This is a genomic window from Muribaculum intestinale, assembly GCF_002201515.1.
GTDB classification, from domain to species: domain Bacteria; phylum Bacteroidota; class Bacteroidia; order Bacteroidales; family Muribaculaceae; genus Muribaculum; species Muribaculum intestinale.
This window is the reverse complement of sequence record NZ_CP021421.1, coordinates 2,805,030-2,823,807: the sequence shown is the minus strand read 5'-3', so window position 1 is coordinate 2,823,807 and position 18,778 is coordinate 2,805,030. Positions and strand designations below refer to the sequence as shown.

Below are 18,778 nucleotides of genomic sequence, written 5' to 3'. Positions count from 1 at the left end.
GCCAAATGCGGCCATTTCTATACTTTGTGCGTCCAAGGGTCTTGAAAATTTGGAAATCGCTGAGCTGTTGTTGTAATTTTGCATCGCATTCCAGCTGACGAAAACTCCTGTGCGTTCAAGTTAATGGTTATAGGAACAGCGACAGCAAGACCTCTGAATCTGAAATGCACCCCCTTCTCATAAAAGATTCGGGTTAAGGATATATCACGAGTACCCGGCCAAATGCGGTCATATCTATACTTTGTGCGTCCAAGACCCTCGAAATTTTGGAAAACGCTTACCTTGTGTTGTAACTTTGCAGAGCATTCCGGTTGACAGAATCCCCTGAACGTTCAAGTTAATGGTTATAGGAACGACTCCAGCGCGATTCATGATTCTTGAAATGCGACACAATATACAATTCACACGGCCGATGCTATGGCTGTGATTGGTGCCCGCTGAGTTCAAAACAGTTACCCTATGGGACTGCACGTCAGGGCTATTTAAGCCATTTGTAAGGCTGACTTCCAATACATTTTATTATTACGCTGTGACACAGACGGTAGTGTGGAATCCAATTACCCGGATTGAATTCCCCGCTGTCGCCCAAGGCCCGTGTTGTGTCTTAACCTCTATTCAAAAATGAATGAAAGAACCCAAATTCGTCGCTTTCTCCACCCAAAAGGGAGGAGCAGGCAAAACTACCCTTACGGTCACGGTAGCGAGCTACCTGTATTACTGCAAGGGTCTGAAAGTTCTCGTTGTTGACTGCGACTATCCGCAGTACAGCATCGACGAAATGCGCAAGCGAGAGAAGATGCTTCTTGACCTGAGTCCCTCGTTCAAGAAAACATTCTCCGACACACTCGTCCGAACCAAGCTGAAACCATTCCCTGTTCTGGTATGCCCTCCGGAGGAAGCCATGTCAAAAGTCAAGGAGCTGGTTGAAAGTGGCGACGACATCGACATCGTGTTTTTCGACCTCCCCGGCACAGTGAATAACCGTGGCGTGGTAACAGTGGCCAACTGCATGGACATGATTGTCGTACCAATCTCCGCCGACAAGGTGGTATTGGAGAGTTCGCTCGCTTATGCACTCAAATTACAGGAATGGCTCACGACCGGCAAATCCCAGCTGAAGGGTGTTCACATGCTCTGGAATATGACCGATGCCCGTGAGAAAACCGACTTATACGACCGCTATGAGAAACTCTTCGATGAACTGGGTCTGCCGACCCTCAGCACAAAAGTTCCCGACACGAAGAAGTATCGCCGCGAAGGTTCGGAAACGCTTGAAAGGGCTGTTTTCAGGTCCACGATCATGCCTCCGGACAAGGCGCTGCTCAAAGGGACGAGGTTACAGGAACTTGCAGAGGAATTCCTCAAGGTTGTCAACCTGTGATGTCTGACCTATGGGTAAAGTGTATGAATCGGATATAGACCCTGATGAGTTCATCCGAGATTTTCGGGAGAGCCCCTCCCAGACGCAACCTTCCAAGAAACCTAAAGTTACATCGTCGGATAAAGATTCTCCTGTCAAACAGAAATCCAAGCCGGACAACACCCCGCAATCACATCCTCAGACAGAGGAAGAATATCTTGACTGCTTCGTGCGCAATATGGCGCACATGCGGTCAAGGAAGAAATATCAGGTTGTTGAGGTTGACCCAATTTTTATACAGAAGGTAAAGCGGATCATCTCATACGGCGATACACCTTGTTGCTCAGCCAAAGCATATATCAACAACGTACTTGCGGAGCATTTCCGAGAGTATGAAACCTATATTGAAAAAAGACAATAAATGAAAAATGTAACCCATAAACTCACTATCAAAGTCACCCCCGATTCGGTAGAAGCCGAAATGCAAGCCACAGACCCGGAACAGGCTGCATACATAGAAAAGTATCTCTCCGGCTCAAATGATTTCGCCACGAGGCGCACCTACATCCAGCCACAGTTGCACGATACTCTTACCAAGATGGTGAAAGTCCTTGCTCCTCATGGTGCAACTATCGGCAGCTATCTGTCAGCAATCGTCCTCGACCATTTCGCAAAGAACGCAGACCTGATGAAGCGAATCTTTGAAGACAGCCGTGAGGACTTATTTACATGACAGTATTTGTAGTGCTGGCACTTTTGGCAAGCAATATCTTTCTTGCCAAAATGCTCCTATCAAAGGATAAAGAGAAAGCAGACAGTCCCTCAACAGACGCTGCGTCTGATAATACACCAGACCCGCCTAAAAATAATAATGAAGGTGTATCTGATGCTTCGGTCGAAAATCCCATTGAGGAGAAAATAGCCTCCGTTGTCGGAGAAAGCAAATATGACCCCGACACATATAAGCAGATTGTCAAAGAGATTGTGAAAGAGGTCGTTCCTCTTATCATAGAGGAATATGGCAACTTTGCAGATGCCGGATTCCCGGAATTAGAGGACAAGAAATCTTCAATAGTTGTACCCAATGACAAACTTGATGAAGTATTCTCCAACACAACAGTAGCGGAATTGACCGGTGAGGCTCCCGAACCTACTGAACCATGCGCCGACGGCTTGGACTTCAACGATATGACCACGACAATGAATGTGTTGAAAGAGACGTCTAACAACCCGGAGGATATGGAGGTAGCACAGGAAACTCTCCGTAAACTTGACGGTACAGTCATAAAGGAAAAACTTTCACTTGACCCGGCAATTCAGAAAAAGATTCTCCTTATCGAATTACATCTGCCCAAGCAAACGAAAGAGGAAACGGAGGATACTATTCCAGAACATGACCAGAATGACTCCGCTCAATCCCCTGAATCGCAGCCGGACAAACCTAAAAGAGTCCTTTTCCACGCTGACATCGACACCTCGGAAATTGATGAAATTGATTTCAATGTCTATCATTGACACTTGGCCGCAAGGCAAACCTATCTATAATATAATTCATGTCTAATTTTTTCAAGAAATTCTATGAAAGAACCGTAGCGTTTATGAACGCACCCCATCGCCGCCGTCCCATTGCCGCAATGCTTCTTCTGACGGCTGCAATCCAGATGTTCGCCGCCGGTAACGGTCTGAGTGGCATCAATGAAGCCACTTCAATGGTCACCTCCTATTTTGACCCAGGGACGAAATTGGTGTACGCAATCGGTGCCGTGGTCGGACTCATCGGCGGCATCAAGGTTTACTCCAAATGGTCGAGTGGCGACCCCGACACGAGCAAGACTGCCGCCTCATGGTTCGGTGCCTGTATCTTCCTGATTGTAGCAGCCACAATCCTCCGATCATTTTTCCTCTGATGTCCGAGTATTCAATCAACAAGGGCATTGGTCGGTCGGTTGAGTACAAAGGCTTGAAAGCGCAATACCTGTTCATCTTCGCAGGAGGATTGCTTGCCATTTTCGTGGTATTCGTCATCATGTATATCGCCGGAATCTCCCAATGGGTCTGCATAGGCTTCGGTGCGACAGGTGCGTCCTTTCTTGTCTGGCTCACATTCCATATCAATGCCAAATACGGCCAGTACGGTCTGATGAAACTGACCTCGGTCAAGTATCGACCACGATATATCATCAACCGTCTGCGCATAACACGATTGATAAAACATAAGAATAAATGAGGAATATACTGAAAGCTACAACACTGGAGTCAAAGCTGCCGCTGCTGGCGGTCGAGCATGGCTGCATCATCTCAAAGGACGCGGATGTCACCGTGGCCTTTGAGGTGAGCCTACCGGAACTATTCACTGTCACCTCCGCTGAATATGAAGCGATGCACTCCGCTTGGTGCAAGGCAATCAAGGTGTTGCCCCATTACACTGTCGTACATAAGCAGGACTGGTTTGTCAGTGAAAAGTATAAGCCGGAACTTCAAAAAGAGGATTTGTCATTTCTTGACCGTTCATTTGAACGCCACTTCAATGAGCGTCCATATCTCGCCCACAAATGCTACCTCTTCCTGACGAAGACTACAAAGGAGCGTATGCGCCAGCAGTCAAACTTCTCAACCCTCTGTCGTGGACGTATAATGCCAAAGGATTTGAATCACGAAATGGTTGTGAAATTTATGGAAAGCGTTGAGCAATTCGAGCGAATTATGAATGACACCGGCTATATCAAACTCCATAGACTGAGTGATGAAGACCTTATCGGCACTGAATCAACCTCCGGACTGATTGAGAAATATATGTCGCTGTCAATGGACGACGTCACTTGCTTGGAGGACATTGACCTGTCGGCAAAGGAGATGAGAATCGGCGACAAGATGCTCTGCCTCCATACTCTTTCAGACACTGAGGATTTGCCCGCAAAGGTCAGCACAGACAACCGATATGAGCGGTTATCAACTGACCGAAGCGACTGCCGGCTTTCTTTCGCTTCTCCCGTAGGGTTGCTGTTGCCTTGCAACCATATCTACAACCAGTATCTACTGATTGATAATCCTGACGAGAATCTGACGCGGTTTGAAAAGACGGCACGCAATATGAACTCCCTGTCGAAGTACAGCCGAAGCAACGCCATCAACAAGGAGTGGATTGACCAATATCTCAATGAAGCCCACAGTTACGGACTGATTTCCGTGCGCTGCCATTGCAATATAATGGCTTGGAGCGATGATGCCGAGGAATTGAGGCGGGTCAAGAATGATGTTGGCGGTCAGCTGGCGACAATGGGTTGTATGCCACGGCACAACACCATCGACTGCCCGACACTGTTCTGGGCAGCGATGCCCGGCAATGAGGCCGACTTCCCTGCGGAGGAATCTTTTTACACGTTCATTGAACCTGCGGTTTGCTTCTTCACTGCCGAAACCAACTACCGCTCATCGTTATCCCCATTCGGAATAAAGATGGTTGACAGACTCACGGGCAAACCTATCCACTTGGATATTTCCGATGAACCGATGAAGCGAGGCATAACCACCAACCGCAACAAATTCATCCTCGGCCCGTCAGGTAGTGGGAAGTCGTTCTTTACCAACCACTTTGTCAGGCAATATTATGAACAGGGCGCGCATATACTTCTGATTGATACGGGTAATTCCTACGAAGGTCTGAGCAACCTGATACGAAACAGGACTCACGGTGAAGATGGCGTATATTTCACATATACGGAGGATAACCCCATATCTTTCAACCCGTTCTACACCGACGACGGAGTGTTTGATGTGGAGAAGAAAGACTCAATCAAAACACTGCTGCTGACGCTTTGGAAATCGGAGGATGACAGAGTGACAAAGACTGAATCCGGCGAGCTTGGCTCGGCATTGTCAATGTTCCTCGATAAGATGGCAAAAGACCGCGACATTGTCCCATGTTTCAACTCATTCTATGAGTTCATGCGTGATGACTACCGTGCGGAAATGGCTAATCGCCCGATACCCATCTACAAACAGGACTTTGACATTGACAATTTCCTGACCACTCTGCGCCAATACTACCACGGTGGCCGCTTCGACTTCCTGCTCAACTCAAAAGCCAATATCGACCTGCTCAACAAGCGATTTGTGGTATTCGAGATTGACAGTATTAAAGAAAATCGCGAACTTTTCCCGGTTGTTACAATCATCATCATGGAGGCTTTCATCAACAAGATGCGCCGGTTGAAAGGCATCCGCAAAGTCCTAATCTGCGAGGAGGCTTGGAAGGCTCTATCCTCGGCAAATATGGCTGAGTACATGAAGTACCTCTACAAGACTGTCCGCAAATATTTTGGTGAGGCTGTGGTTGTTACGCAAGAAGTCGATGACATTATATCGTCACCTATTGTGAAAGAAACCATCATCAACAACTCCGACTGCAAGATACTTCTCGACCAACGCAAGTACATGAACCGCTTCGACCAGATACAGGAGCTGTTAGGTCTGACGGATAAGGAGAAAGCCCAAATACTGAGTATCAACATGGCGAACAATCCCAACCGCCTTTATAAAGAGGTGTGGATTGGACTTGGAGGAACGCAGTCAGCCGTCTATGCCACTGAGGTGAGCAAAGAGGAATATCTCTGCTATACCACTGAGGAAACGGAGAAAATAAAGGTTTGGGAAATGGCACAGAAACTCGGCGGCGATACCGAAGCCGCCATAAAACGATTAGCTAACGAATAACGAATGTTTACAGAACTTTTAGAATTATTTGAACCACTTTTTCCCATACTCGCCACTTCAATTCTTTTTATAGGTGGCGTAGCATTGGCAATTTACGGCCTTGTGCTTGTTTGCAAAGGTCTGAAACTCCTCTTTAAGAAAACCATAAGCAATATGTCACTCTGTGCCGATTGCATTAAAAATTGGATTGACTCCGGCTTTGAACGCCTTGAAAATACAATCAAGTCGGCAATAAAGAGTGCGAATCGTAGCCAGACAGAGGATATTTTGAAACTCGTTCAGCCAATGGTTGAAAAGATGGTTGAGGAGAATATTAAGGAACAATTCTCCCCATGCGATGTTCCGATGGCAATCATCGACAAAATATCCGAGTTGCAGGGATTATGGGAGGATGATTCGCACACAATCCTTGCGACCATTTATAGAGACGGTGGCACATACATTATGAGTCTGGACGGTATTGAAGACCATTATCTTGTCGGGAAGTATTTATTGAGCGAGGAATCGGAAAACAACCGCTTTTACGCCAATGGCTGCTTCGGCTTCACATTCCATTTTGATGAGGATAACAATGCTATCTTCATACCTCGACTTGGCGTCTGGCTGAAACGGGAAACACACAACGGAATCTTTGACAATGGGGCTTTTACGAGTGTTGAGAAACTTTCTCTTGATGATGATACCCGTGAAAGAATAAAAGTCATTTTATCAGACAGAAACGAATGAAAAATATCAAGATTATTATTTCACTGTTTGCTATCTGCATCCTTTTCAGTGCAAACAAGGCAAACGCCCAATGGACGGTCATTGACCCTTCCAACATCGCCCAAAGCATCGTAAACAACTCCAAATCACTCGTTCAAGAGTCGCAGACGGCGACCCACATGGTGAAAAATTTTCAAGAAACCGTGAAAATTTATCAGCAGGCAAAGAAATATTACGACGCTCTCCAGTCAGTCAACAATCTCGTCCGCGATGCCAGAAAGGTGCAGCAGACAATCCTCATGCTCGGCAATATATCCGGCTACTACGTCAATAACTTCCAGAAGATGCTCACGGATCCAAACTTCACTTCCTCGGAACTGTCTGCAATAGCCTCCGGTTATACCCGAATCTTGGAAGAAGCCAATGGTGTCCTTGGGGATTTGAAACAGGTGGTCAACATTACCACTCTCTCAATGACCGACAAAGACCGTATGGATGTGGTGGATAACTGTTACAAGGAGATGAAGCGGTTGAAGAATCTGACCGCCTATTACACCAATAAGAACATCAGCGTCTCTTATCTGAGGGCGAAAAAGAAAGCCGACACACAAAGGGTTGTAAACCTCTACGGCGACGGCAGTGAAAAATACTGGTAACCATGCTGTGTGCGATAGATTTCAGCAACCTTCACACAATCCTCCGCTCGCTCTATGATGAGATGATGCCACTATGTTCGGATATGGCGGGCGTGGCACAGGCAATCGCCGGATTAGGTGCATTGTTCTATGTCGCCTACCGTATTTGGCAATCACTGGCGAGAGCAGAACCTATTGATGTGTTCCCGCTTCTTCGGCCCTTTGTTATCGGCTTCTGCATAATGTTTTTTCCGTCGGTTGTACTTGGGACAATCAATGCGGTGATGTCGCCAATCGTTCAAGGAACAGCCTCGATGCTGGAGGGGCAAACCCTCGATATGCAAAAGTACCGTGAAGAAAAAGACCGGTTGGAATATGAGCAGATGATGAATGACCCGTCAACCGCCTACCTCGTTGATGATGCTGAGTTTGACCGTCAGATTGATGAGTTGGGCGTGACTGAAATAGGGACAGCCGCAGGAATGTATATCGAGCGAGGAATGTATAAGGTCAAGAAAGCCATTCAGAACTTTTTCAGGGAATTACTTGAAATGCTGTTTCAGGCAGCCTCCCTTACGATAGACACAATAAGGACATTCTTCCTGATTGTGTTGGCAATCCTCGGCCCGATAGCGTTTGCCCTCTCGGTATGGGACGGCTTCCAGTCAACACTGACCATGTGGATCCAGCGATATATTCAGACTTATCTATGGCTTCCGGTCGCGGATTTGTTCAGTACAATTCTTGCCAAAATCCAAGTTTTGATGCTTCAAAACGACATTTCAGAACTGACTAATAACCCCAATGCAGACCTCGACGGGACAAATACCGCGTATGTTATCTTTATGATTATCGGTATTATAGGCTACTTCACAATACCCACTGTGGCGGGGTGGATTATCCAAGCCGGAGGTGCCGGAAACTACAATCGAGCTGTCAACAATACAGCGATGCAAGCAGGGTCCATGGCCGGAAGTGTCGGCGGTGCAGTTGCAGGCAACGTGGCCGGCAGAGCCGGAAAACTATTAAAATGACATTCAAACACCGATTAAATGGAGTTCAAATCACTTAAAAACATAGAGTCATCTTTCCGTCAGATAAGGCTTTTCGGAATTGTATTTGTGGCTATGTGTGCGGTGGTTGTCTCGGTGGCTCTGGTTATGGTTTTCAAGTTTGCTGAGAAGCAGCGTGAGAAGATTTATGTCCTTGACAATGGCAAGTCTTTGATGCTTGCCTTGTCGCAGGACATGAGCCAGAACCGTCCGGCAGAGGCACGGGAGCATGTAAGACGTTTCCATGAATTGTTTTTCACTCTCTCGCCGGACAAATCGGCCATCGAACACAATATCAACCGCGCATTGATTCTCTCAGATAATAGCGCATACAATTACTACTCTGACTTCTCTGAAAAAGGTTACTATAACCGAATCATCTCAGGCAACATCAACCAGATATGTCAGGTGGACAGCGTTGTATGCAACTTCACCAACTATCCATACACGGCGGTTACTTATGCGAAGCAGAAAATCATTCGTCAGAGCAACGTGACTGAGCGCAGTCTTATAACAACCTGCAAGCTGACCAATTCGTCAAGATCAGATGACAATCCTAACGGCTTTATAATCGAGGGTTTCAATATCCTTGAAAATAAAGATATTTCCACAATCAAACGATAAGTGAGAGTTTTATCAAAAGTACGCGACACCATATATAATAAGGTGTGGCACACTCCCAAAGGGAAATTGAGAAATTTCCTTATATGCAAATGTGATAATATACCGCAGAAACGACGGTTGACAATCGTGGGTATATTCTTCGGATTGTTTGTCCTCATCGCATTTCTATTGTTCGGCAATGCCTGTTACCACATAGGACTGGGGCAAGCCCGTCAGCACATTGATGAGATAAAGCATATAAAGGCAGTGGAGTTACCAGCTTCAACTGAAAAACAGTCACTACCAACATTTGATGACATTTGAAGAACTGAAAACGAAAGTCAATGGCTGGTTTCAGCCGAAAAATGAGGCTGAGAGAGCCAAACTTAAAAAGTATGCCATTGTATTTCCCGCGATGTTCCTGACATTCATAGTTGCCCTTTGGTTAATTTTCGGCAGTGGATTCTCGTCAGACATGACCGACACAAGCAACGCCAATATGGAGCTGCCGGATGGTGACAATGCCGAAATTGAAGGGAACAAACTCAAAGCAATGGAGGCTAAGGCACTTGAAGATGAAAAGCACCGACAGGATAGCGTAGTCCAGACATTCACTGAAATGGCGGATACGATGCCGACAAATATTTCAGAAGAGCCGACTGCAATAGAGTCATCGGCACAGGCATACCAGTCAGTCCAAGCGTCACTTGAAGATTTTTATATTCCCGAAGACCAGTCTGCGGCACAGGTCGCAGAACTTCAAGCGAGGATTGATGAACTGGAAATGCAGAATGCCTACGCCCAGCAGCAGACTCAGCAGCCCAATGAAGTGGAGCTGATGGAGAAGTCTTATCAGTTGGCGGCGCAGTATCTCGGCACTGGAAATGGTAGCCAACAGGCGATCATTGTCGATGAGCCGGTGAAGGAGCGTAAAGTTATGCCCGTGAATCAGGTCAACCGCAATGTGGTTTCCTCTCTCAATGCGGCAACATCTGAACGATCATTCTCTACTGTTGTCGGCGGCAAGCGTCAAAATTTCAAAAATACCATTTCAGCTTGTATAGCCTCTGACCAGTCGGTAATTGACGGTCAGAGCGTGAAACTTCGTACTCTTGAACCGATGTGGATTGGGAACTCTCTGTTGCCAAAGAATACAACCGTTGTCGGCTCGGCACGATTGCAAGGTGAACGCCTTGAAATCACGATTGAGAGCATTGAGGCATTAGGCTGTATAATGGAAGTTGACCTCGCTGTATATGACTCAGACGGTCAAGAGGGTATCAACATTCCCAATTCTATGGAGTCTGACGCACTGAAAGAAATCGGAGCCAATATGGGTAGTACCGTCGGCAGCTCAATCAACATATCCACCAATGCCGGAGCGCAAATTGTCTCCGATGTGGGTCGAGGCTTACTCAACGGCGTAGGTCAATATCTTACCAAGAAAGTCCGTCAGGTGAAAGTGCATCTGAAATCCGGATATAAAGTGATGCTCAAGCAGGTTGAGCAATAATCAACAAAACACACCAACAACGAATGAAAACAATCACAAAACTCTTTGTTGTGGCAGTGGCACTCTTCGGAGCAGCCACCGCTGTCAACGCCAAAACAGTTAAAAATACCGATAACAACGTGTCGTCTGACACTGAAACGGTCGCCGAACACGATATGAACGTGTACGGCGCAAACTACACCGACGGCGACAAATTTGACGGTCTTACCCGAAAAGTCGGCTTTGACCGCATGATACCGCCTCACGCACTGGAAGTTGCGTATGAGAAAACGACGCACATCATCTTCCCGGCAGAAATCACTTATGTGGACTTGGGCAATGAGAACCTCGTTGCCGGACTCGCTGACGGTGCAAAGAATGTGTTGCGTGTAAAATCGGCTTTCAAGTCGTTCAAGCAGGAAACCAATCTTTCGGTTATCACCGAAGATGGCAGCTATTACACGTTTAATGTAAAATTTGCCAAAGAGCCGCTGTTGCTCAGTATCGAGATGACTGATTTTCTCCATGACGGTGAGGCTGTGAACCGCCCCAACAACGCGCAGGAGATCTATCTGGAAAAACTCGGTCAGGAGTCGCCGATGCTTGTCAAACTGATTATGAAATCAATCTACAAACAGAACAAGCGCGAAATCAAACACATAGGCAGCAAGCGTTTCGGTGTCCAGTTCCTACTGAAAAGCATCTACACCAACAATGGACTTCTCTATTTCCACACCGAACTGAAGAATACCTCAAATATCGCTTTCGACATTGATTTTGTGTCGTTCAAGATTGTGGACAAGAAAGTTATCAAGAGAACCGCCATGCAGGAACAGGTGCTTGAACCGCTCCGCGCCCAGAACTATGTGACTGTTGTTCACGGCAAATCTTCTGAAAGAACCGTGTTCGCCTTGGAGAAATTCACTATCCCCGACGATAAACAGCTCGTTATCGAGGTCGCCGAAAAGGAAGGCGGCCGCCATCAGTCTTTCGTAGTGGAGAACGAGGATATTGTGAGAGCCAACGTAATCGACGAACTTTCAATCCAGTAACCAATGAGAAAAGCGATAATTCTTTTCGCTGCCATGCTTGCTCTTTTCACAGGGCAGGCAATGGCCCAGCGATGCCTCCCCGGAATGTCAGCGGTCGAGGTAAAGGCAAATATGGCAGACGGTTTTTATACCGGCAACTCCCGCAACTGCGGCTATTCTTTCGGTGTCTATTACTCCGTTTTCAAGGGTAACGCCAACACATGGACTTTTGGCGGCGAGTATCTCCAGACTTACAAGCCATACGGCGAAAAAGGTCGTATCCCTGTTGCGGAGTTCACGGGCGAGGTAGGCTACAATCTCCACCTGTTGAGCGACTACTCGCAGGCTTTTCACCTCTATTGTGGCGTGTCTGCCCTCGGCGGATATGAAACGGTAAACTGGGGTAAGTCGGTGCTGTCCGACGGATCCACGCTCCACAACGGCGACGCCTTTATCTATGGCGGCGCACTGACTGTTCAGGCAGACTTTTATCTATCTGATAAAATAGCCTTGACTGCCAATGTGAAAGAACGGTTTGTGTTCGGCAACTCAACGGGCCATTTCCATACTCAGTATGGTGTTGGCGTAAAATTTATAATCGAATGAGCCTATGAGATACACAAAAGATGATATACACAAAATCAGCATATACAAGCTATTGGAGGCTATAGGCATGAGACGTGTTGACCTTGTCAGTGATGACGTCGAACTCTATTATACTCCATATAGAAATGATTCGGAACCTAAATTTATTGTTGATGATTTGGCAAGAAAATGGTATGACCAAGTGACTGGCAAATCGGGGGATATAAGGGATTTGGCACGACTTATTGCAAAAGGTGCTGATAGAGATGATATTGATGGCTATATAGTCCGTAAAGCTAATGAATATGAGAAAATACAGGAACTGCGTGCAATGAGTCGCAGACTGATGGAGCCGGAAACTTTTGATGTAGATTATGACAAAATCCATCTGACTACTTTTATGAAAGCGTTGGGTCAACCCAAACCTCTGATGGCGGATGGAAACATTCTCTACTACAAAGCTCCGTATTCAAATGACGAGAATCGGACTATCGCTGTTAATACCATCACTAATTGTTGGCATGACACCAAGTCTAAGAAACAAGGGAACATATTTACTCTTGTATGGCACATGATAGGTTCATCCAATATATCGGAAATCAAACGATATATTGTTGCTGAGATGTCAGCTATGAATAAAAATCTGGCATTAAATAGGACTGAACTTGAGAAGACGGAAATCCCGAAAAAGAAACGAGGTATGCGCCTATGAACATCGACGCTATCCGACAAATCCCGTTGGTGGATTTCCTCAACCACCTCGGCTATCGGCCGACAGGACGCGACAGCAAAGGATTGTGGTTCTACTCTCCATACCGCAATGAGCGTAAGCCCTCGTTCCATGTCAACCCGCGCAAAAATTTATGGTTCGATTTTGGGAGCGGTGCAGGTGGCGACATCTTCAACCTTGCCGGAGAGTTGACAGGCGAAACAGACTTCATCAGACGGGCGGAGTTCATCGCCCAAAAGATGCAGTTGCCAGTAGAGAAACCCTACAAGCCAATGCCGTTCAAGGAAGAACCGACATTTGAGAATGTTGCTATCTCCAGACTGGAGGCTCCGGCTCTGCTTAAATACCTTGATGACCGTGGCATACCACGCGACATAGCCCAACGCTATTGTGTGCAGTGTGATTATGAATTACATGGCAAGAGGTATTACGCCATCGGCTTTGAAAATAACGCGCATGGCTATGAACTGCGTAATTCCTTTTTCAAAGGCTCTTATCCACCCAAGCATATAACTCATATAGCCAATGGCAACGCCCGGTGTAATGTCTTTGAAGGCTTCATTGACTTTCTCTCAGCGGAACGACTCGGATATAATGACGGCACTGACACAATAGTGCTTAACTCTGTCTCCAATCTGAATAAAGCCATTGCGCCACTGAGAGAATACAGTCTGGTCAGTTGCTATCTCGACAACGACAATGCCGGACGAGCCGCACTCGTCAAGCTCCAGCAGGAGTTAGGCGATAAGGTAATGGACAAGTCCGCACTTTACCCCAATCACAAGGATCTGAACGACTATCTCATGTCGCTCTATCCTAAACAGACAGCAAAATCAAAACTCAAACTCTGAAAAATGAAAACAATCCTCAATAGAATCGGCTCAGCCCGTGTCACTCCAACCCGTTTCTTCGGGTTCTTTCTCCGTTCCACTACGAAAGCGCTTTGCGGTTGCTGGGCAATCGTCTTTGCCTTCGTGTTATCCCTCACCTCCTGCGACGATGACCTCGATGTGCAACAATCATATCCCTTCACGGTGGAAGTTATGCCATACGCAGACAAAATAGCCAATGGCGAAACCGTAGAACTGCGTATGACCATCGTCCCCGAAGGTAACTACACCAACACACTCTACACAATCCGCTATTTCCAGTATGAGGGTAAAGGCTTGCTGAAACTCGTTGATGGCCCGACACTCGTCAACAATGACCGCGTCCTCCTCGAATCCAAGCAATTCCGGCTCAACTACACCGCTTACTCCTCAGAAAGTCACGAACTTCTGATAACGATTGAGGACAACTATGGGACTCGTTGGGAACAGACCTTTGAGTTCAACAACAACGACAGCGATGACAAAGGCGGATCGGAAAGTACTGTCGTGACACCAATCAATCCCGGTACACTAACACCTATTAGCCAATGAAGAAACTCCTTATACTCTTTGTGGCATTGTTCTCCCTTGTAGGAACAATGCCCGGCAACGCCGCCTCACAGCGAACTGCCCCCGCAAGGGAGCAGAAAACAAAACGAAGCATAATGGAACTGACGATCTTTGAGCGTGCAGTTCTCATAATAAAGAAGTTTGAAACTTTACATGACTCACGCCGCCACTGGCCATACTTGGGTTACGGTCATAGAAAACTTCCCGGAGAGAAATATTTTCGTGGCTACAAGATGAGTGAGCGCGAAGCCGATGCACTTCTCCGCAAAGACCTACGGAAATTCTGCGCTCTATACCGCGACATGGGAAAGGATAGTATTCTGCTTGGAGCATTAGCCTACAACATCGGCCCCGGTGCTGTAAATAAGTCTAGCGTCTATAAAATGCTCAAATCCGGCAACCGCAACATCTTCAAAGCCTACACCTCCTACTGCCACTACCGAGGCAAATGGCACAAAGGATTATACACTCGCAGACTAACGGAACTCGGAGCCCTGTTCATCCCTTAAATAAATTCCATATATAACAATCCTGACAAACTTTCAGTAATAAAGGTCTGTCAGGATTGTTTGCTGTATTACGTATCCATTAAACCAACCAATGATGCTAATTGTTGGGAAAGAAGAATTACCAATTTACAAATACTCTATGAATAGATTCTACACTATATTATTTTTGATGATGTCTTTTGTCTGTGCATTTGGGCATGACAAAGAAAGTGTTCAGGAACTGTATGAATATGGTTCATATAGTTCCTCCGATGGTCTCACCATAAATTATAGAATAATCTCTCCGGATTCTACCAATATTGTAGAATCAGAAGAAAGTAGTTATCCTCTGATTGTCTTTATGCACGGAATCGGTGAGCGTGGTAATGATAATAAGAAACAACTAGAACATGGTGGAGACCTTTTCTCAAATTCAAGTTCTCGACAGTCATACCCTGCATATGTGATTTTCCCTCAATGTCCAGATGACTATTTTTGGTCGTTGAATAAGAGCCCAAAATCTCAGAAGGACATCATGAAAAATCAAGACGAGACTCCCATTATGAAGGGGGTAATTGAGCTGGTGGAGAATTGTGCCAATACTCTGCATATCGATAAGAATAGAATTTATATAGTTGGCCTTTCTATGGGTGGACTTGCTGTATATGACGCAGCTTGGAGACACCCTGATATATTCGCCGCCGCAGTTGCCATTTGTGGTGCTGTAAATCCGGACAAACTTTCGTCCATAACAGATACATCGTTCCGTATATATCATGGAACAAATGACGATGTCATACCAATTGAAGCATCTGAAGCAGCATATAATGTTTTAAAAAAGCATGACATCGATGCTCAGCTCATTGAACTTCCCGATGTGGGACATGAATGTTGGGATAAGGCATTTGCATCCCCGGATTTTTTAAGCTGGATTTTCAGTAAATCAAAACTTCACCATGGTATAGAAATCCAGAATGCTATTGCTTTGCAACCATAAGCAATTTGGTATGTATATTCTTAAGGATAGGTCAAGGGCTTATCCTTTTTTTGTATATGCAGGTCTATTTCATTGGGTAGGTAGTGCTATATTTTTACTTTACGGCCTAAATACACATATTTTCAGGCAGTTTCTTGTTCCAGAATTTGGAATATGAAGAAGTTTTTCTTAATTTTGCACCGAAAATCATGAATGATGAAATCAGGAAACTACAATCGTATTAAAGAAGTACTTGAAGAACAAGGTCGTACGCAGACATGGCTAGCCAAAAAGTTGAATATAACTTTTCGGCAGGTTAACTCTTATTGTTCTAATGCTTCTCAACCCAGTATCCCTGTTCTTTATGACATATCTATTTTGTTGCAAACGCCAGTTTCGGAATTACTTAGAGAATCGTCCGAGGAATTATTAAAAACAGATGACTTATGAAGTACGCATTAGTAACAGGTGGATCCAGAGGAATCGGCAAAGCTGTTTGCTTGAAGTTTGCACAAATGGGAGTTCCGGTTCTAATAAATTATCATTCAAATGAGACTGCCGCCCTTGATGTATTAAAGTGTGTGCAATCCATTGGAGGAACTGCATATCTTCTTCAGTTTGATGTGGCCTCTGAAAAAGATGTTAGTAGTGCAATAGAACGTTGGGAAGATGAGCATCCAGATGACTACATTGCGTACCTTGTAAATAATGCTGGAATACGAAAGGATAATCTGATGTTCATGATGCCTGAGAAAGATTGGCATGATGTTATTGATGTGACGCTTAATGGTTTCTACTATGTTACCCGTAAGCTGCTTCCCAAAATGATGATGCGCCGACATGGTGGCAGAATTATTAATATGGCGTCGTTATCCGGTTTGAAAGGAATGCCCGGGCAGACAAACTATAGTGCCGCAAAAGGTGCTTTAATCGGTGCAACCAAAGCTCTGGCGCAGGAAACGGCAAGTAGAAATGTGACAGTGAATGCCATCGCACCAGGATTTATTGAATCCGACATGACTAAGGATCTTCCGCAAGAAGAACTGAAAAAATTGGTTCCAATGAATCGTTTCGGCCGTCCGGAGGAAGTAGCAGCATTGGTTGGTTTTCTTTGTTCTGACGAGGCTGGTTACATAACTGGCGAAGTCATCAATATCAATGGAGGATTGTACAGTTAACCTCATTATCTGATTTTGCAATGAGTAGAAGAGTAGTAATCACAGGTATGGGAATTTGGTCCTGTATCGGAAAAAATAAAGAAGAAGTACAGGATTCACTATATAAAGGGAAATCTGGAATTGGCTTGGAACAAGCCAGGTTAGACTATGGCTACCAGTCCGCTCTGACGGGAATTGTGGAACGTCCGAAACTAAAGGGCATTCTCGACCGGCGTCAGAGGACCGGAATGTCCGAAGAGTCGGAATATGCGTTTATGGCTTCCAAAGAAGCATTTGATGAAGCCGGCATTTCAGATGACTATCTAAAGGAGAACGAAGTTGGTATCATCTTCGGTAACGATTCATCGGCCAAGGCTGTCATTGAGGCTCATGAAATAATGAAAGAAAAGAAAGATTCCGCATTAGTAGGATCTGGTTCTATTTTTCAGTCCATGAACTCGACGGTCAATATGAACCTCAGCACCATATTCCACCTTAAAGGAATTAATATGACCATAAGTGCAGCCTGTGCCAGCGGATCTCATTCTATAGGTCTTGGATATATGATGATTAAACAAGGTCTTCAAGATATGATATTGGTTGGAGGTGCTCAGGAAACCAACTACTACTCAATGTCTTCTTTCGATGCTCTTGGCACTTTCTCTTCAAGAATGGATGAGCCTACCAAAGCATCACGTCCATTTGATAAGAACAGGGATGGATTGATTCCCAGTGGCGGTGCCGCAGCATTGGTGCTTGAAGATTATGACCACGCCATTGCCAGAGGTGCAAACATTCTTGCTGAAGTGGTGGGATATGGATTTTCATCAAATGGCGGAGGCATCTCACAGCCCAGCGATGAAGGGTCAGAGCGAGCAATGAAAAGGGCACTCGCAGACGCAGGTATTTCTGCTGAGGAAGTTGATTATGTGAATGCACATGCCACTTCAACTCCTCAGGGTGATGACTATGAGGCAATAGCATTAGACCGGATATTCGGCGGGAAGAAAGCTCTTATAAGCTCTACCAAATCCATGACCGGTCATGAGTGTTGGATGGCTGGAGCTAGCGAAGCTGTTTATTGTGTTTTGATGATGCAAAATAGTTTTGTAGCACCAAACATCAATTTGGATGAGCCTAGTGAACATGCAGCTAATCTTAATATAGCTAAATCTACAATAGACATGCCAATTGATATTGCACTCAGCAACTCATTTGGATTTGGTGGAACAAATAGTGCTCTTGTGATAAAAAAAATAATCTAACGTAATAATCATATGAAAAAGTTACTCTTTTCAATTTTAATTGTCATGATGGCAATCCCTGCTTTAGCAGGGACCAAACTCGTGACAGGTTCACTCTCAGAACTGAAGGGAGCAAAAAGCGTTCCGTTCATTGTCAATTGGGATGGTGCTGTGTACAGCAAAGCTGGTACACTTGTTGATTCCCTTGACAAAGCAGTCAGAAACAATGACTGGGAAGAAGGTTCTCTCAACTACCTCTTCCAAAAGGCTAATTCGCGTACTGGCGAATATGGTGTTCGTCTTGTTGACAAAGATACTCAGACAGACTCTGAATACTACTTTGAAATGGTAGTGGAAACCATTTCAAAAGGCGGAGACATAAAAGGAGAAATTCACCTGAAGAAAAAGGGTCAGGATGAGCCTATCGCAATCATGACATTTGCATCTGATGATGCAGACGACAATGATAAAATTGCCTTTCGAGATCAATTTAAGTCCATCGGAGAAAGTCTCGGGAAGTTAATTGTAAAACAAATTAAGTAAACCAATGAATCATAAAGTTATGGGG

General features: G+C 45.4%; 24 protein-coding genes. All 24 read left to right on the top strand.

What is annotated here, in order from left to right:
* Positions 1 to 625: 625 nt before the first annotated feature.
* The 24 genes from ADH68_RS11585 to ADH68_RS11470 all read left to right on the top strand — a co-directional run bounded on the left by ADH68_RS11585 (position 626) and on the right by ADH68_RS11470 (position 18,753).
* A complete protein-coding gene (locus ADH68_RS11585) occupies positions 626 to 1,381 on the top strand; it encodes a ParA family protein (RefSeq protein WP_068960684.1) in 756 nt (251 codons plus the stop codon).
* 10 nt (positions 1,382 to 1,391) lie between these two features.
* Positions 1,392 to 1,781 carry a DUF3408 domain-containing protein gene (locus tag ADH68_RS11580; protein ID WP_068960685.1) on the top strand — a complete coding sequence of 130 codons (390 nt, stop codon included), beginning with the start codon at positions 1,392 to 1,394 and terminating at the stop codon, positions 1,779 to 1,781.
* Positions 1,782 to 2,093: a DUF3408 domain-containing protein gene (locus ADH68_RS11575; protein ID WP_068960686.1), complete on the top strand. Its 312-nt coding sequence runs from the start codon at positions 1,782 to 1,784 to the stop codon at positions 2,091 to 2,093. It abuts the gene before it with no gap.
* Positions 2,090 to 2,875: a hypothetical protein gene (locus tag ADH68_RS11570; protein ID WP_068960687.1), complete on the top strand. Its 786-nt coding sequence runs from the start codon at positions 2,090 to 2,092 to the stop codon at positions 2,873 to 2,875. Before ADH68_RS11575 ends, ADH68_RS11570 begins: the two co-directional genes overlap by 4 nt.
* An 83-nt stretch (positions 2,876 to 2,958) precedes the next feature.
* A complete protein-coding gene (locus ADH68_RS11565) occupies positions 2,959 to 3,267 on the top strand; it encodes a DUF4134 domain-containing protein (RefSeq protein ID WP_068960688.1) in 309 nt (102 codons plus the stop codon).
* Positions 3,267 to 3,587, top strand: a complete 321-nt coding sequence (locus ADH68_RS11560; protein ID WP_068960689.1) for a DUF4133 domain-containing protein — start codon at positions 3,267 to 3,269, stop codon at positions 3,585 to 3,587. The genes ADH68_RS11565 and ADH68_RS11560 overlap by 1 nt, the downstream gene beginning before the upstream one ends.
* The gene (locus ADH68_RS11555) at positions 3,584 to 6,073 is read left to right on the top strand and encodes a TraG family conjugative transposon ATPase (protein ID WP_068960690.1); all 2,490 of its coding nucleotides are present in this window, start codon (positions 3,584 to 3,586) and stop codon (positions 6,071 to 6,073) included. Before ADH68_RS11560 ends, ADH68_RS11555 begins: the two co-directional genes overlap by 4 nt.
* A gap of 3 nt (positions 6,074 to 6,076) precedes the next feature.
* On the top strand, positions 6,077 to 6,799 hold the full coding sequence (locus ADH68_RS11550) for a hypothetical protein (RefSeq protein ID WP_068960691.1): 723 nt from the start codon (positions 6,077 to 6,079) through the stop codon (positions 6,797 to 6,799).
* A complete protein-coding gene (locus ADH68_RS11545) occupies positions 6,796 to 7,434 on the top strand; it encodes a DUF4141 domain-containing protein (protein WP_088294824.1) in 639 nt (212 codons plus the stop codon). The genes ADH68_RS11550 and ADH68_RS11545 overlap by 4 nt, the downstream gene beginning before the upstream one ends.
* Before the next feature lie 14 nt (positions 7,435 to 7,448).
* Positions 7,449 to 8,447: a conjugative transposon protein TraJ gene (gene traJ, locus ADH68_RS11540; protein ID WP_068962035.1), complete on the top strand. Its 999-nt coding sequence runs from the start codon at positions 7,449 to 7,451 to the stop codon at positions 8,445 to 8,447.
* A gap of 18 nt (positions 8,448 to 8,465) precedes the next feature.
* Positions 8,466 to 9,089 (top strand): conjugative transposon protein TraK, encoded by a 624-nt coding sequence (gene traK / locus ADH68_RS11535; RefSeq protein ID WP_068960692.1) that lies wholly within the window; start codon positions 8,466 to 8,468, stop codon positions 9,087 to 9,089.
* Positions 9,090 to 9,392 carry a TraL conjugative transposon family protein gene (locus ADH68_RS14295; protein WP_068960693.1) on the top strand — a complete coding sequence of 101 codons (303 nt, stop codon included), beginning with the start codon at positions 9,090 to 9,092 and terminating at the stop codon, positions 9,390 to 9,392.
* On the top strand, positions 9,382 to 10,581 hold the full coding sequence (gene traM / locus ADH68_RS11525; protein WP_068960694.1) for a conjugative transposon protein TraM: 1,200 nt from the start codon (positions 9,382 to 9,384) through the stop codon (positions 10,579 to 10,581). Before ADH68_RS14295 ends, traM begins: the two co-directional genes overlap by 11 nt.
* 155 nt (positions 10,582 to 10,736) lie before the next feature.
* Complete coding sequence (gene traN, locus ADH68_RS11520) at positions 10,737 to 11,612, top strand: conjugative transposon protein TraN (RefSeq protein ID WP_449405092.1); 876 nt, start codon at positions 10,737 to 10,739, stop codon at positions 11,610 to 11,612.
* 3 nt (positions 11,613 to 11,615) lie between these two features.
* Positions 11,616 to 12,197: a conjugal transfer protein TraO gene (locus ADH68_RS11515; RefSeq protein ID WP_068960695.1), complete on the top strand. Its 582-nt coding sequence runs from the start codon at positions 11,616 to 11,618 to the stop codon at positions 12,195 to 12,197.
* Between the two features lie 67 nt (positions 12,198 to 12,264).
* Positions 12,265 to 12,888, top strand: coding sequence for a hypothetical protein (locus ADH68_RS11510; RefSeq protein ID WP_133165738.1), 624 nt, complete (start codon positions 12,265 to 12,267; stop codon positions 12,886 to 12,888).
* Entirely contained in the window at positions 12,885 to 13,757 is an 873-nt protein-coding gene (locus ADH68_RS11505; RefSeq protein WP_068960697.1) for a toprim domain-containing protein, read from the top strand. The genes ADH68_RS11510 and ADH68_RS11505 overlap by 4 nt, the downstream gene beginning before the upstream one ends.
* A 3-nt stretch (positions 13,758 to 13,760) precedes the next feature.
* On the top strand, positions 13,761 to 14,327 hold the full coding sequence (locus ADH68_RS11500; RefSeq protein ID WP_084274014.1) for a DUF3872 domain-containing protein: 567 nt from the start codon (positions 13,761 to 13,763) through the stop codon (positions 14,325 to 14,327).
* Entirely contained in the window at positions 14,324 to 14,854 is a 531-nt protein-coding gene (locus ADH68_RS11495; RefSeq protein WP_068960698.1) for a glycoside hydrolase family protein, read from the top strand. The genes ADH68_RS11500 and ADH68_RS11495 overlap by 4 nt, the downstream gene beginning before the upstream one ends.
* Before the next feature lie 91 nt (positions 14,855 to 14,945).
* A complete protein-coding gene (locus tag ADH68_RS11490) occupies positions 14,946 to 15,830 on the top strand; it encodes a carboxylesterase family protein (RefSeq protein ID WP_084274015.1) in 885 nt (294 codons plus the stop codon).
* A 192-nt stretch (positions 15,831 to 16,022) separates the two neighbouring features.
* Entirely contained in the window at positions 16,023 to 16,259 is a 237-nt protein-coding gene (locus ADH68_RS11485) for a helix-turn-helix transcriptional regulator (RefSeq protein ID WP_068960699.1), read from the top strand.
* On the top strand, positions 16,256 to 16,987 hold the full coding sequence (gene fabG, locus ADH68_RS11480; RefSeq protein ID WP_068960700.1) for a 3-oxoacyl-ACP reductase FabG: 732 nt from the start codon (positions 16,256 to 16,258) through the stop codon (positions 16,985 to 16,987). The genes ADH68_RS11485 and fabG overlap by 4 nt, the downstream gene beginning before the upstream one ends.
* Positions 16,988 to 17,007: 20 nt before the next feature.
* Positions 17,008 to 18,231, top strand: coding sequence for a beta-ketoacyl-[acyl-carrier-protein] synthase family protein (locus tag ADH68_RS11475; protein ID WP_068960701.1), 1,224 nt, complete (start codon positions 17,008 to 17,010; stop codon positions 18,229 to 18,231).
* A gap of 12 nt (positions 18,232 to 18,243) precedes the next feature.
* The gene (locus ADH68_RS11470) at positions 18,244 to 18,753 is read left to right on the top strand and encodes a hypothetical protein (RefSeq protein ID WP_133165737.1); all 510 of its coding nucleotides are present in this window, start codon (positions 18,244 to 18,246) and stop codon (positions 18,751 to 18,753) included.
* The last annotated feature ends 25 nt before the right edge of the window (positions 18,754 to 18,778 follow it).